The sequence below is a fragment of the Acinetobacter nosocomialis NIPH 2119 genome, from assembly GCF_000368085.1.
In the GTDB taxonomy this organism is placed as follows: Bacteria; Pseudomonadota; Gammaproteobacteria; order Pseudomonadales; family Moraxellaceae; genus Acinetobacter; species Acinetobacter nosocomialis.
This window is the reverse complement of sequence record NZ_KB849239.1, coordinates 3,610,308-3,623,477: the sequence shown is the minus strand read 5'-3', so window position 1 is coordinate 3,623,477 and position 13,170 is coordinate 3,610,308. Positions and strand designations below refer to the sequence as shown.

Below are 13,170 nucleotides of genomic sequence, written 5' to 3'. Positions count from 1 at the left end.
TTTCTAATTATAAAAAAGCCAATCCTTTGTGATTGGCTTTTTTATTTTATACAAGCTCAATAATATCAATAGTAGGCGGCACCCGAAATCTTAATGGTATTCCAACCATACCCGTTCCTACGGTGACGAAAACATCAGCATGTTCATGTGAATAAAAGCCACGTTTATGACCTAAGATTGATACTTTTTTCATAATATAGTTGGTTACCCAAGGAAGTTCGACCTGTCCCCCATGAGTATGTCCAGATAACATTAAGGGGCGATTAGGTAATTTGGGAACCATATCTACAGTATCGGGGTTATGGGACAAAATTAACCAAGGCTTATCTTGAGGTAAGTCTGGCATTGAACGCATATCGGTTTTCCCAGCCCAAAGATCACCAATACCAATTAAACGAAATTCATCAAATTCAACAATTTTCCCTTCAATATCCATAACTTCATTGTAGTGAAGCGCATCTTTTAATAGTTGTTGAATAGGAGGCCCTGGATATTGTTCATCGTGATTTCCAGGAACAGAGTACACAGGGGCCTGAATATCTTTGAGTACACTCAATTCTTGTACCAACTTATCTTCTGGCTCATAAGTCCAGTCTCCTGCCACAACCACTAGGTCTGGCTTTTGTTCATTGAGTTTTTTCACAATGATTTTGAGTTGTCGCTCATGGCCAGAAAATAAACCTATATGTAAATCGGCAATTAAAGCAACTTTTACAGGCTTATTAAAACGGCGATCTGGATTCAAACGATACTGATGAACATCGACACGTACCATATGCGGTTCTATAAAACGCGCATAAATGAGAATACCGCTTAATAAAAATATAAAAATAGTCTGATGAATTGAGTAATACCCCATCCAACCTGCATATAAATTAAAGAACCAAAGTGGAATAAGGAGATAAGATAGATAAAAAGCAAGTAAGTGAACAAAAGCTTTAAATGGATGAATCGTCTCGGTACGCGATTGATGAACCCAAGCTTCGACAATTCCCCATAAGGCAAGTATTGAAAAAATAAAGTAAAAACAAAAGATGATTGAATTTGGGTTCCACATTACGATTCTCGACTTATCTTATATTGATTGCTAGTAATCAAATTCAATATTTATCTTTCAATATGCACGAATTATACTCTAGCTCACCTTATCGTATGTATTGATTATGGCACAATCCTTTCATTCCAAACAGCTTCAAACTCATCAACAGGCTAAAGGCTTTTTGATCAAAGCTTCTTTAATTGTCTGTTCAAGTTTTGCTGTAACTTTGACAGGTTGTAGCACACTACCTAAACATCGGGTTGAACCAGTTCAATACGCGCGTGATATCGATACATCTCAAACTTCACTTGCAAAAATTATTACACCTTTACGTGAGCAAAATCCAAATTTAACGGGTTACCACATTTTAAATGATCCGTTAGAAGCTCTCGCAGCTCGTTTAAGGTTGATTGATAAAGCCGAGAAGACTTTAGACTTACAGTACTATATTTGGGATAACGATAAGGTCGGTGCTTTAGCTTTACATGCCATTATTCGTGCTGCCGATCGTGGCGTTAAAGTGCGTTTATTGATTGATGATAATAATGCTAAAAAGATGGAAGGTGTTTTACTGGCCCTTTCTCAGCATAAAAATATTGAAGTTAAATTATTTAACCCATACCGTTTTCGTAAATACCGCGCGATGGATATGCTATTAGACTTAAAGCGTATCAATCATCGTATGCATAATAAGAGTTTTATTGCCGATAATCAGGTTGCGCTTATTGGTGGGCGTAATATGACAAATCAGTATTATAACGTTAGTGATAGTTATCAATTCTCTGATGTCGATGTCATGTTAGTCGGTGCTGCTGTTGATGACATCGTAAATTCTTTTGATGACTACTGGAATCATGAATATGCATACTCAGTCCAGAGTATTGTCAGTGCTCAACAACACCGTTTACGATATGAAAGTTTGAAAGAACAACTAGATGCTCACTATCAACAAGCCACTGTTCAAAACTTTCTCAATTTAACGTCTAGATCGCATGCTTTTGATAAATGGTTAGACCATAACATTCAGTTTGACTGGGTGAAGGCAGAGGTTGTGAAAGACTCTCCAGATAAAATTAAGTCAAAAGCAAAAAAAGAAGAGCATTTGAATTTCCAATTGATTAATCATTTGGAAAAGCCAGAAAGCAATGTTGATTTGATTTCTGCTTATTTTATTCCTGAAAAGCAAGGCGCTAAAATTTTAAGTACCCTCGCCAAAGAAGGGGTAGAAGTTCGTGTTTTAACAAATTCATTTAAAGCTAATGATGTTGCTGTGGTTCATGCATTTTATGGTCGATACCGAAAAGAGCTTTTGAAAAACGGCGTACAACTTTATGAGTTTTTACCAACTCCAGATAAACGTAATTTAAATAAAAATACAGATGAGTTGGCAACCAAAGCAAAAGTAAACATGAAAGGTTTAAGTCGCTCAAGTTTACATACTAAACTCATGGCTTTAGATGAACAGGTTTTTATTGGATCATTTAATTTTGACCCACGTTCAGCCTATTTAAATACTGAAATTGGTGTAATTTTAGATAGCCCATCACTGGCTAAAACAATTCACCATACGATGGATGAAAATTTAAATAAGTATGCTTATAAATTAAAACTAGATCCGAATAATAATATTTATTGGCAACAAGAAACTTCAAAAGGCCCTGTCATTTATAGAAAAGAGCCAGAAATGAAATGGTGGCAAAAGGCAGGCATGAAGTTTCTTTCATGGCTGCCTCTCGAAGGTTTTATGTAATTAACTTTTTGGCTTAAGTACTTTTTGATGTAATTGAGCCAAACCTTCTACCATTTTTTGTTGGACTTCTTGAGTTAAACTTTTTACATCATGTCCTTCTACCGAGATAGGAGGCAATGTTAATAAATGAGCCGTTACTTTTGGCATTTCTAGCACACGCTGAATATGCTCAACAAAAGACATCTCCCCAATAAATGGTGCAACGGTATCTAATTCGCCATGACGATTTACATAACAGATTAAACATACCTGTACCGGACGCTCTGCTTCAATAGCAGCTCCAAGTAAACGACCATGAACTTTTTTAACAGAATGACCATCTGTAGTAGTCGCTTCTGGGAAGAATAAAACTGGAATATTTTGTTTTAAGAACCCAGTAATTTGCTCTCTAATTCTAATAGAGTCACCAGACCCACGCTTAATAAATAAAGTACCACCGCCTTTTGCTAAGTTACCAAGAATAGGCCAATTTTCTATTTCGGCTTTCGCTAAAAAGAATACACGCGCACCTGAACCTAAAACAGCAATATCAAGCCAAGAAATATGATTACTTACCCATAAAGCTGGTTCTCTCGGAATTGTGCCATGCACTTGAACATCAAGGTTAAAGACTTTACATAAACGGCGGCAAAAATATTGGACGTATCGTGTGTTAACAGGGTTATTTGGATCTTTATAAAGTCCATGACGATAAACTAAGTAAAAACCTTCACTGATTGCCGCTGTCGCTGAAGTAACTTTTTTTCCGTATAAACCTATTTTTGAAAATTTCTTTAATGTTGAATTCACTATACTTTGCGTTTGAGCCATAAAATTTCACTAACGATCAATCATTGTTATACCCATCTCGAGCCATTCTATACGTTTCGGAATAAAGTTGCATCGCTATGCGATAGAAGCAAATAAAAAATAAAATGTATGTAGATAATCTAAAGGATAAGAGCAAACCCTTTCCCCTTTTACTCAAGTTTCCACTAGAATAAAGTTTTAGCCTTTTCAGGATTTATAACCACGTGGAATATGTTGATCGGCATCAAGGCGGTGAACGCACAATATTAGTGAGTGTGTCTGTACAATTATTAGATGATCTGGATGCCGAAGAGTTTGCTCTACTTGCACAGTCTGCTGGTGCAGATATTCTTGAACACATTAAAGTGCAACGTAATAAGCCAAATCCTAAGTTTTTTATTGGTTCCGGTAAAGTCGATGAAATTGCAGAACAAGTTCGTGATTTAGAAGCAGGACTGGTTATTTTTGATCATGCTTTAACACCTGCTCAAGAACGAAATTTAGAAAGAATATTAAAATGCCGAGTCATTGACCGTACTGGTTTAATTCTAGATATTTTTGCGCTGCGTGCCCGCACCCATGAGGGTAAATTACAAGTCGAGCTTGCTCAGCTTAAACATTTATCAACTCGCCTGATTCGTGGTTGGTCTGCTGACTTTGAACAACAAAAAGGTGGTATTGGCTTACGTGGTCCCGGTGAAACCCAACTCGAAACAGACCGTCGCCTCATTCGTGTGCGTATTACACAATTAAAAGATAAGTTAGATAAAGTTCATCAAACTCGTATACAAGGGCGGGCGGCAAGACAAAAAGCTTCAATCCCAACCGTATCCTTGGTAGGTTACACCAATGCGGGTAAATCCACATTATTTAATATTTTAGCAAAAAGCGATGTGTATGCAGCCGACCAACTGTTTGCAACTCTTGATCCAACCTTACGTCGTTTAGAATGGGATGGTATTGGTACTGTTGTGCTTGCAGATACTGTAGGTTTTGTGCGAAACCTACAACATGATCTAGTTGAATCTTTTAAAGCAACTTTAGAAGAAACGCTTGAAGCCACCCTACTTTTACATGTCATTGACAGCAGTAGCCATGACATGCTTGATCAGATTGAAGCTGTTGAAGGGGTTTTAAAAGAAATTGGAGCAGATTCACCTGTCCTTCGTGTCTACAACAAAATCGATTTAAGTGGTGAAGAGGCTAAAATTATTTATTCACAGCCTCATGTTCCTGATCGTGTGTATGTTTCAGCACATTCAGGTTTAGGGCTAGATTTACTACGTCAAGCAGTCCAAGAATGTTTAATGGGGCAACTTCAACAATTCTCATTAAAACTTAAACCTGCTTATGGCAAATTGCGTACCCAGCTTTATGCTTTAAATGTGATCGAATCTGAGCATTATGATGATGAAGGAATTTTACATATTGATATACGAATTGCACCTCATAAGCTTGAGCAGTTAATTCGTCAAGCCAAACTCCCTATCGACGAGATATTGGGTGAACGAGCGAGTCAGTTTAAAAGACCATTGGAAGAGTTTGAAATCAAGCACTAGATCAGTTAAAACTTGATAAGTACACTTTTAGAGATAAAAAATATGGATAAGATCAAAAGTATAGATTGGGCAGCATGGGTAGGAACTTTTCTACTTATTATCGGTTTCCGTGAAGGCTCAGTCGTCGTTATGCGTGCTTTTGGTCATCCAGAATTAGGTAACTTAGTTGGTTTAATTAGTTTACTCATCATCTTACTCATTTGGCGCAAGTTTAAGAAAATCCCCTTAAGACTTGTCGACACCAATAATAAAATTATGAAAGAAAGTGGTTTTGCTTTTTTACCCATTTGTGCAGGTTCATTAATTATGTTGGTGCATATGGGTAAAGAAATTCCTTTGTTTCTCTTCGTATTGGTGGTGAGTACCCTTATACCCTTGTGGGTCTATGCAAAAATGGCCAAACATTGGTTATAAGGAGAATAAAATGTTTATGATTTTATATGGATTTTTGATTACGCTAGTTGGCTATCTTTGTGCAAAACCTTTAAACCGTCGTTTCCCTCAAGTGCCTCTTTTAGTTTTTGGTATGTTCATTGTGATTGGTTTATTGTCAATCTTGAAAGTTCCTTATGAAGAATACCGTATTTACGTAAATGATTTATTTAGCCATTTATTAGGATATGTCACAGTTGCTTTAGCTATACCATTAGCTGCAATGCGTTATGACGACTTACCTCTTAAATCGGTTATTGGCATTTTATGCTTTGCGAGTATTAGTGCTGTTGCTTTACCAATGGGACTCGCTTATTTATTGCATATGTCTGAGCCTACTATTTTGGCTTTTGCTACACGCGCCGTAACTACGCCTATTGCTTTAAATATCGCGACTTTGCTACATGCTCCAGAAACTTTAGTCACTCTGATCGTGATTTTATCTGGCGTTATTGGTGCAGCATTTTCACCATTTTTACTTAAGCATATTCATGATGAAAGAGCATCAGGTTTAGCTCTAGGCTTAGCTGCCCATGCAATTGGAACTGCTCAAGCTTGGCAGCGTGGCCCTGTTGCGGGTCGTTATGCTGCATTTGGTATGGCCTTAAATGGGGTATTTACTGCAATCTGGCTACCAACCTTCATGTTATCTTTTGGAATACATTGATTAAAAAGTAGTTTAAATAAACATTGAACCCGTTATTAATTAGAAATAAGATGGACTTTCAAATCTAAAAGGATTTTTTGATTATGGGGAAATTTTTTGTTGGAGCTTTGCTCCTATTGGGAATGAATACTGCTACTTTTGCAGCCGATATTACCGGTCTTTGGCAAACAATTGACGATAAAACTGGCACACCTAAGGCTCACGTAGAAATACGTAAAGAGGCGAATGGTACGTATGCAGGAAAAGTTGTAAAAATCACACCGCGTCCGGGTTATACACCAAAAGAAATTTGTGATAACTGTCCAGCGCCTTATACCAATAAGCATATTGTAGGCTTGGATATTGCGACTGGCTTAAAACAAGTTGATAGTACAACCTATACCGGAGGAAAAATTCTAGATCCAAATACTGGTAAAGTTTACGGATTAAAAGCCAAACTCAGTGCAAATGGTAACCGTCTACATATGCGCGGTTATCTTGGAGTTTCTGCTTTAGGCCGCAATCAAATCTGGATTCGACTAGAATAATTTTCGAAAATAAAAAAGCCGCTTTTGCGGCTTTTTTATTACATCACAGGGTTAACTACTGAAAATATTTGCTGATCTTCAAGACGGTAAGCAATTAAGTTCTTACCCCACACACAACCACCATCAACATTTTGAATATGATCACTAATAGTTCTGCCTTCTAAAGCAGCCCAATGTCCAAAAAATATTTGATGTGTTTGTGCAGCTTCACTTGGAAATTCAAACCAAGGTAAATAACCTTCCGGCATTGGTGCATCTAAAGTATCTTTAAAACTAAATTCTAAAGTACCTTCTGCATTGGTCAAACGCATACGTGTTAAATAATTGGTAATGCAGCGTAGACGGTCATTACCAGTTAAGTCATCTGTCCAAAGATCCGGTCTCGAACCATACATTTCAGCCAAAAAAGCATCTAGCACAGACAGATCATCATCTGCTAATACCGCTTCAACTTCTTTCGCTAACGAAGCCGTTTTTGATGCACTCCAAATACAAGGTATACCAGCATGCGTTAGCACAGTTTGTTCATTTGGAAATAAACATAATGGTTGTTTACGCAGCCAGTCGATGAGTTCATCACCATCTACAGCATCAATAACGTCCTGCGTACGATCTTTTTCTTTAATTTCTTTAAGACCACGAGCACAAGCAATGAGTGTTAAGTCATGATTACCCAATACTGTAGCGGCAGCCCCTCGATCGGCTAGTTTCTTAATGAAACGCAGTGCACCTACCGAGTTCTCCCCACGTGCAACCAAATCACCAGCAAACCAAATAAAATCCTGATCAGGATCAAAACGTATTTCTTTTAGTAATGCTTTGAGTGCTTCAAAACAACCTTGCACATCTCCAATTACATAGTTATAACGCTTGGTCATTTATGCCACCATTTGATCTGCCAAAGCTACGAACTCAGCAAGTGTCAAAGTTTCTGGACGAGCCATTGGATCAACTCCTGCTTTTTCGAAGCCATCTTCAGCTAACATACCTTTAAGACTATTTCTTAGAGTTTTACGACGTTGAGTAAATACGTGTGCAACCAAACGAGCTAAAGCTTTCTCATCTTTCGCAACAATCGATTTTTGTTCATAAGGAACTAAACGGAATACAGCACTGGTCACTTTTGGTGGCGGATTAAATGCGCCGGCAGGTACTTCAAATAAAAACGTAGGCTGGCAATAATATTGAATCATTACCGATAAACGACCATATTCTTTTGTATTTGGTTCAGCAGTAATACGTTCTACCACTTCTTTTTGCAACATGAAATGCATGTCTTTAACTTGACTACCAAATTCCAAGAGATGAAAAAGTAATGGTGTAGAAATGTTATAAGGCAAATTACCAACAACGCGTAATGGGCGGCCATCTTTTACAAGTTGGCTAAAATCATATTTTAATGCATCAGCTTCTACGATAGTTAAACGTTCTGGATGTGGTACACGTTCTGGTAAGCCTGCTGCTAAGTCACGGTCTAGCTCGACTACAGTTAAAGCCTCACACTCTCCAATTAAAGGAGAGGTTAAAGCAGCCAAACCTGGGCCAATTTCAACAATATTGTCGCCTGGACGCGGATTAACAGAGCGTACAATTTTGGCAATGACTCGCTGATCATGTAAGAAGTTTTGACCAAAACGTTTACGAGCTTTATGCCCTTCATCTTTCGGGTTTAGGGCATTAATTTGATACATAGAACATTTCCAACATGAAAAATTTAACTCGCTGCCAACGATAAAGCTAAATCGACAGCGACATTTAAACTTGAGCTTTTTGCCAAACCTGTCCCAGCTAAAGACAGAGCAGTACCATGATCGACTGAAGTTCGAATAAACGGTAAGCCCAATGTGATATTAATTGCTTCACCAAAACCTTGTGATTTTAGCACAGGTAAACCTTGATCATGGTACATGGCAAGAACAGCATCGGTATTTTTAAGGTGATCAGGAGTGAATAAAGTATCTGCTGGCATACTTAAACTGATTTTAATGCCTTGAGAGCGGTAAGTTTCAAGAACCGGATTAATTGTATCAATCTCTTCATGTCCCAAGTAACCATCTTCACCTGCATGAGGGTTTAATCCACACACTAATACTCTTGGATCGTTAATTTTAAACTTGGTTTTTAAGTCATGAAGTAAAATGTCTATCACTTGATGTAAGCGTTGTTTGGTAATTGCATCGGCTACCTCTCTTAAAGGCAAATGTGTAGTCGCTAAAGCTACCCGCAAGGTTTTTGTTGCGAGCATCATGACAACACGCTCTACACCAGCGAACTCTTGATAATATTCAGTGTGACCACTAAATAAAATACCTGCATCATTAATGACCGATTTTTGTACTGGCGCAGTAGCCACACCTACACTTTTACCTGACATTGCATAATCAGCTGAGCGACGTAATTGTTCTAATACATAAGCTGCATTAGCTGGGTTTAATTGGCCATCGATGACTTCTGTTTTTAACGCGACGTGCTCTATATAAAGTTCGCCTTGCAAACATGATTCAGCTTGCCCTGTATACTCTAAAAACTTAATGTCCATGCCTAGCTTTTGAGCACGTTGTTGCAATAAATTTCGGTCAGCCAAAACAACAATCGGACGCTCATCAATGCGTTCCGCCAGACTTAAGCAAATATCTGGACCAATACCAGCAGGCTCACCGGAAGTGATATATAAAGGCAGCACAATCACCCCAGACATATAACAAGAATTTGTTTCATTTTAACATATCTGCCATTCATCAGTTTATGTATTAAATTATCTAACTTAAACTGGATTTTTCTTGTGACTTTGAACAAACTCGTTTAGAATGCTCGCTCCTTTTGTTTGGACAGATTCCATAGTCCAAACCAACTATAATAGGTAGTGGTTTAATGAAAACTCTCAGCGCTAAGCCAGCTGAAGTTCAACATGACTGGTATGTTGTTGATGCTTCTGGCAAAACTTTAGGTCGCCTTGCGACTGAAATCGCTCGTCGTTTACGCGGTAAGCATAAAACTTCTTATACTCCTCACGTTGACACTGGCGATTACATCGTTGTGATTAATGCTGAACAAATTCAAGTGACTGGTAACAAATCACTTGATAAGAAATATTATCGCCATACTGGTTTCCCTGGTGGTATCCGTGAGACTAACTTCGAGAAGTTAATTGCTCACAAACCTGAAGCTGTTCTTGAAAAAGCGGTTAAAGGCATGTTACCAAAAGGTCCTCTTGGTTATGCAATGATCAAAAAAATGAAAGTGTACGCTGGTACTGAGCATCCTCATGCTGCTCAACAGCCACAAGTTTTGGACATCTAAGGGATACAGCACATGGCTACTAATTATGGTACAGGTCGCCGTAAGACCGCAACTGCACGTGTTTTCTTGTCAGCTGGTACAGGTAAACTCGTTATTAACAACCGTACTTTAGAGCAATATTTCGGTCGTGAAACTGCTCGTATGGTTGTTCGTCAACCTTTAGAACTTTTAGAAGTTACTGAAAAGTTTGACCTTTACATCACTGTTAAAGGTGGTGGTATCGGTGGTCAAGCTGGCGCGATCCGTCACGGTATTACTCGTGCGCTTATCGCTGCTGACGAAACTTTAAAACCTGTTCTACGTCAAGCTGGTTTCGTTACTCGTGATGCTCGTGAAGTTGAACGTAAGAAACTTGGTTTACGTAAAGCTCGTAAACGTCCTCAATTCTCTAAACGTTAATTCGTTTACCGAATCGGACAAAAAGCCTTGGTTATCCCAAGGCTTTTTTATTGCTTATTCATTTTAAGCATGAGCGAAACAGATAAATATATGAAACTCTATCTATGGCACCGTGATTTCCACTCATATTTTTAGTATTCTAACCGATTCACACAACCATACCTTGTGATATGTCGGTCGAAAACACTTCAATTCAGGGAATTACCCTTTACAGCCATGCTGATGATTTCCGTTCTCACTGGATCCGTTTTTTATTGGCAGAAAAGCAAATTAAATATCAATTGATCGTAACTGATCATGAAGATGAGGATTTAGCGAGTCTAAACCCTTATAACCAATTACCAATGCTACTTGAGCAAAACCTCAAATTATTTTCCGCTCCAATTATTGCTGAATATCTCGATGATCGATATCGTCAGAGCAAGCTTTACGCTGATGCTCCTATGGCACGTGCAGAACAACGGCAATACATTTGGCGTCTTGAAAATGATTGGTTTAAATTGGCCGATCATATGCTCAAACATGCAGATACTTTAAATGTAGAACAAAAGCAAAAAGCGCAAAAAGAATTACGTGATACCTTAATTTCTCTTACTCCCCTATTTCAGCATTTCCCTTATTTTATGTCCGAAAATTTTTCAATTTTGGATTGTATGCTCGCCCCAATTTTTGTGCGGCTTAATAGCATGGGAATTGATTTACCAAAGCAGCAGTGTCGGCCTATATTTTTGTACTGTAAACGTATCTTTAGCCGCCCTTCTTTTGTTAAATCAATGACGCCCCAAGAGAAAACCCGTTACAATGAACAATTAAATATGGAATAGTGTGATATGTCTGAGCAAACTATTGAATTAACCCCTACACGTCCTTATCTTGCTCGCGCAATCTATGAATGGATTTGCGACAATCAACTCACCCCGTATTTACTCGTTGATGCAACACAACCACATACGGATGTACCACAACAATTTGTGAAAGATGGCCAAATTGTTTTAAATATTGTGCCCCATGCTGTACATCAACTGCTTATTAGCAATGATGCCGTAACCTTTTCAGCACGTTTTGGCGGTGTTTCTAAAGATATTTATGTCCCTATCCAAGCTGTTTTGGGTATATATGCACGCGAAAATGGACAAGGTTTATTCTTTGATCCAGAAGAATATGCCAATGTAGCGCCTGTAGAAAATACGCTAGACTCTGAAGCACAAGAAACAAGTGAACCAACCAAGAAAAAGCCAACATTAAGAATTTTAGATTAATTTTAGAGGAATAAAGTATGGCATTTGATTTAGTCCAATACTTTGCTGAGCAAATAAAAATTCAAAAGCCTCAGCTTTTAAATCAATATCCAGCCAATGAGAAAAATAAGCTGATTGATGAAGTGAATGTGCTCACTCTTGGAAAGTTAATTAGCTTATGGCGTCAAGACGACAATAAAATTTATAATGAAATCAAAACAGCCGATCCATTATATATTCAAGAAATAGCGCGTCATTTAACAACTTCCAAGCACAATCAGTCGATTTTAAAAAATGCCGAACTTGAGCAAAGTATTTCAGAAATTTTGACCTTACAGCTAACTGAGCTTAATCAACTTGATGAAACTGGAGGTTTCGGACAGAACGGTTTAAAAGAGCTCATTTTAGGGCAAGTTGAACATTTATCAGGACAGGCTGAGGATTGGGTTTGGTCAACAAACCACCTAACAGAGCTCATTGGTTCTAAACCTGTTGAACAAGAAGAGCTATCATTGGATGCAACAATGAAGGAGTTCAACCAAATGGTTCACCAAGCCCAACCGCATCATGAAGAATTACACATCGAAGAGCAACCTATCGAAACTTTTATTCCGGCATGGTCAAAAGTTATCGCACCTCTTGTTGCTTTAGCTATTTTAGGTTACCTATATTGTATTTATACACATCTTATTTAATTTTATTATAATTATTTAAAAGAGGAACTTATAGTTCCTCTTTTTCTATTTAAATAAACATAATTTATCAATAAATATTGTTTTAACATTCTATTACAATTATTAAAATTAATAATAGAAATTATATAATGCAAACATGAGCACAGTATTAAATATTTAATGTAAAAACAATCTTATAATATTTTTTATAAGATGACATTTTTGGTCACTTATTTACTAAAACAACAATTTTGAAATTTATTTGATTTATTGACTTCAACTTGAGTAAAAATATAATGATTTTTAACTACTTTTAAGGAAAAAGTAGTAATTATAACTTTATAATCCTGAGAGATAAAAAAATGGCTAAACTTTCTTTAGATAGCTTAACTGAAATTGATGGTTTTATTGCATCTGCACTTGTTGATTCAGAAAGTGGTTTATCACTTGCTACACAAGGCGGTGGGGATATTGATTTAGAGCTGGCAGCTGCTGGAAACACAGAAGTCATTCGCGCAAAACGAAATGTAGCTAACGCATTAAAATTAAATGACAATATTGAAGATATTTTAATTACGTTAGGGAAGGCTTATCACTTAATTCGTCCTTTAGAAAGTAATAATAATTTATTCCTTTATTTAGTACTTGATCGCGCCAAGTCGAATTTAGCCATGGCTCGTCATGAGTTAAAGTCCTTTGAAAAAGAGCTCGATTTTAGTTAATTAATTTAAGCTGTGCTCTTTATACTTAATATAAAGAGCACATATAACATTACAATATTACTTAATAAAAATTT

General features: G+C 37.3%; 16 protein-coding genes. 11 read left to right on the top strand and 5 right to left on the bottom strand.

Annotated features, from left to right (window positions below):
• Window positions 1-46: 46 nt before the first annotated feature.
• Entirely contained in the window at window positions 47-1,057 is a 1,011-nt protein-coding gene (locus tag F984_RS20870) for a metallophosphoesterase (RefSeq protein WP_004711906.1), read from the bottom strand.
• Between the two features lie 106 nt (window positions 1,058-1,163).
• Here F984_RS20870 and F984_RS20865 point away from each other — a divergent pair, with 106 nt between their 5' ends.
• Entirely contained in the window at window positions 1,164-2,789 is a 1,626-nt protein-coding gene (locus F984_RS20865; protein ID WP_004711904.1) for a phospholipase D family protein, read from the top strand.
• Here F984_RS20865 and F984_RS20860 read toward each other — a convergent pair whose 3' ends face one another.
• Window positions 2,790-3,599: a lysophospholipid acyltransferase family protein gene (locus F984_RS20860; protein WP_004711903.1), complete on the bottom strand. Its 810-nt coding sequence runs from the start codon at window positions 3,597-3,599 to the stop codon at window positions 2,790-2,792.
• 203 nt (window positions 3,600-3,802) lie between these two features.
• Here F984_RS20860 and hflX point away from each other — a divergent pair, with 203 nt between their 5' ends.
• The 4 genes from hflX to F984_RS20840 all read left to right on the top strand — a co-directional run bounded on the left by hflX (window position 3,803) and on the right by F984_RS20840 (window position 6,763).
• Window positions 3,803-5,137, top strand: coding sequence for a ribosome rescue GTPase HflX (gene hflX, locus F984_RS20855; protein ID WP_002048698.1), 1,335 nt, complete (start codon window positions 3,803-3,805; stop codon window positions 5,135-5,137).
• A gap of 42 nt (window positions 5,138-5,179) precedes the next feature.
• The gene (locus tag F984_RS20850) at window positions 5,180-5,551 is read left to right on the top strand and encodes a hypothetical protein (protein WP_002048719.1); all 372 of its coding nucleotides are present in this window, start codon (window positions 5,180-5,182) and stop codon (window positions 5,549-5,551) included.
• 10 nt (window positions 5,552-5,561) lie between these two features.
• Window positions 5,562-6,236 (top strand): LrgB family protein, encoded by a 675-nt coding sequence (locus F984_RS20845; RefSeq protein WP_002048722.1) that lies wholly within the window; start codon window positions 5,562-5,564, stop codon window positions 6,234-6,236.
• Between the two features lie 83 nt (window positions 6,237-6,319).
• Window positions 6,320-6,763 (top strand): DUF2147 domain-containing protein, encoded by a 444-nt coding sequence (locus F984_RS20840; RefSeq protein WP_002048729.1) that lies wholly within the window; start codon window positions 6,320-6,322, stop codon window positions 6,761-6,763.
• 38 nt (window positions 6,764-6,801) lie between these two features.
• Here F984_RS20840 and F984_RS20835 read toward each other — a convergent pair whose 3' ends face one another.
• The 3 genes from F984_RS20835 to pdxA are packed head-to-tail and all read right to left on the bottom strand — an operon-like array spanning window position 6,802 to window position 9,461.
• Window positions 6,802-7,641 (bottom strand): symmetrical bis(5'-nucleosyl)-tetraphosphatase, encoded by an 840-nt coding sequence (locus F984_RS20835; RefSeq protein ID WP_004711900.1) that lies wholly within the window; start codon window positions 7,639-7,641, stop codon window positions 6,802-6,804.
• Window positions 7,642-8,454 (bottom strand): 16S rRNA (adenine(1518)-N(6)/adenine(1519)-N(6))-dimethyltransferase RsmA, encoded by an 813-nt coding sequence (gene rsmA, locus F984_RS20830; RefSeq protein ID WP_004711897.1) that lies wholly within the window; start codon window positions 8,452-8,454, stop codon window positions 7,642-7,644.
• A 23-nt stretch (window positions 8,455-8,477) separates the two neighbouring features.
• On the bottom strand, window positions 8,478-9,461 hold the full coding sequence (gene pdxA / locus F984_RS20825; protein WP_004711896.1) for a 4-hydroxythreonine-4-phosphate dehydrogenase PdxA: 984 nt from the start codon (window positions 9,459-9,461) through the stop codon (window positions 8,478-8,480).
• Window positions 9,462-9,634: 173 nt separating this feature from the next.
• Here pdxA and rplM point away from each other — a divergent pair, with 173 nt between their 5' ends.
• The 6 genes from rplM (at window position 9,635) to F984_RS20795 (ending at window position 13,096) form a co-directional block, all read left to right on the top strand.
• Window positions 9,635-10,063, top strand: coding sequence for a 50S ribosomal protein L13 (gene rplM, locus F984_RS20820; protein ID WP_002048731.1), 429 nt, complete (start codon window positions 9,635-9,637; stop codon window positions 10,061-10,063).
• Window positions 10,064-10,075: 12 nt separating this feature from the next.
• Window positions 10,076-10,462 (top strand): 30S ribosomal protein S9, encoded by a 387-nt coding sequence (rpsI, locus tag F984_RS20815; RefSeq protein WP_002048725.1) that lies wholly within the window; start codon window positions 10,076-10,078, stop codon window positions 10,460-10,462.
• 170 nt (window positions 10,463-10,632) lie between these two features.
• A complete protein-coding gene (locus tag F984_RS20810) occupies window positions 10,633-11,286 on the top strand; it encodes a glutathione S-transferase N-terminal domain-containing protein (protein ID WP_002048702.1) in 654 nt (217 codons plus the stop codon).
• A gap of 6 nt (window positions 11,287-11,292) precedes the next feature.
• Entirely contained in the window at window positions 11,293-11,721 is a 429-nt protein-coding gene (locus F984_RS20805) for a ClpXP protease specificity-enhancing factor (RefSeq protein WP_004711892.1), read from the top strand.
• Window positions 11,722-11,738: 17 nt separating this feature from the next.
• Window positions 11,739-12,395: a hypothetical protein gene (locus F984_RS20800; RefSeq protein ID WP_002048692.1), complete on the top strand. Its 657-nt coding sequence runs from the start codon at window positions 11,739-11,741 to the stop codon at window positions 12,393-12,395.
• Between the two features lie 341 nt (window positions 12,396-12,736).
• Window positions 12,737-13,096, top strand: a complete 360-nt coding sequence (locus F984_RS20795) for a roadblock/LC7 domain-containing protein (protein WP_001096608.1) — start codon at window positions 12,737-12,739, stop codon at window positions 13,094-13,096.
• Window positions 13,097-13,170 lie beyond the last annotated feature (74 nt).

Bases quoted from the DNA above. Each gene is read 5' to 3' on its own strand.
- F984_RS20835 (WP_004711900.1), bottom strand. From the start codon at position 7,641: ATGACCAAGCGTTATAACTATGTAATTGGAGATGTGCAAGGTTGTTTT.
- F984_RS20845 (WP_002048722.1), top strand. From the start codon at position 5,562: ATGTTTATGATTTTATATGGATTTTTGATTACGCTAGTTGGCTATCTT.
- pdxA (WP_004711896.1), bottom strand. From the start codon at position 9,461: ATGTCTGGGGTGATTGTGCTGCCTTTATATATCACTTCCGGTGAGCCT.
- F984_RS20800 (WP_002048692.1), top strand. From the start codon at position 11,739: ATGGCATTTGATTTAGTCCAATACTTTGCTGAGCAAATAAAAATTCAA.
- F984_RS20840 (WP_002048729.1), top strand. From the start codon at position 6,320: ATGGGGAAATTTTTTGTTGGAGCTTTGCTCCTATTGGGAATGAATACT.
- F984_RS20805 (WP_004711892.1), top strand. From the start codon at position 11,293: ATGTCTGAGCAAACTATTGAATTAACCCCTACACGTCCTTATCTTGCT.
- F984_RS20810 (WP_002048702.1), top strand. From the start codon at position 10,633: ATGTCGGTCGAAAACACTTCAATTCAGGGAATTACCCTTTACAGCCAT.
- rplM (WP_002048731.1), top strand. From the start codon at position 9,635: ATGAAAACTCTCAGCGCTAAGCCAGCTGAAGTTCAACATGACTGGTAT.
- rpsI (WP_002048725.1), top strand. From the start codon at position 10,076: ATGGCTACTAATTATGGTACAGGTCGCCGTAAGACCGCAACTGCACGT.
- F984_RS20870 (WP_004711906.1), bottom strand. From the start codon at position 1,057: ATGTGGAACCCAAATTCAATCATCTTTTGTTTTTACTTTATTTTTTCA.
- rsmA (WP_004711897.1), bottom strand. From the start codon at position 8,454: ATGTATCAAATTAATGCCCTAAACCCGAAAGATGAAGGGCATAAAGCT.
- F984_RS20860 (WP_004711903.1), bottom strand. From the start codon at position 3,599: ATGGCTCAAACGCAAAGTATAGTGAATTCAACATTAAAGAAATTTTCA.
- F984_RS20865 (WP_004711904.1), top strand. From the start codon at position 1,164: ATGGCACAATCCTTTCATTCCAAACAGCTTCAAACTCATCAACAGGCT.
- F984_RS20795 (WP_001096608.1), top strand. From the start codon at position 12,737: ATGGCTAAACTTTCTTTAGATAGCTTAACTGAAATTGATGGTTTTATT.
- F984_RS20850 (WP_002048719.1), top strand. From the start codon at position 5,180: ATGGATAAGATCAAAAGTATAGATTGGGCAGCATGGGTAGGAACTTTT.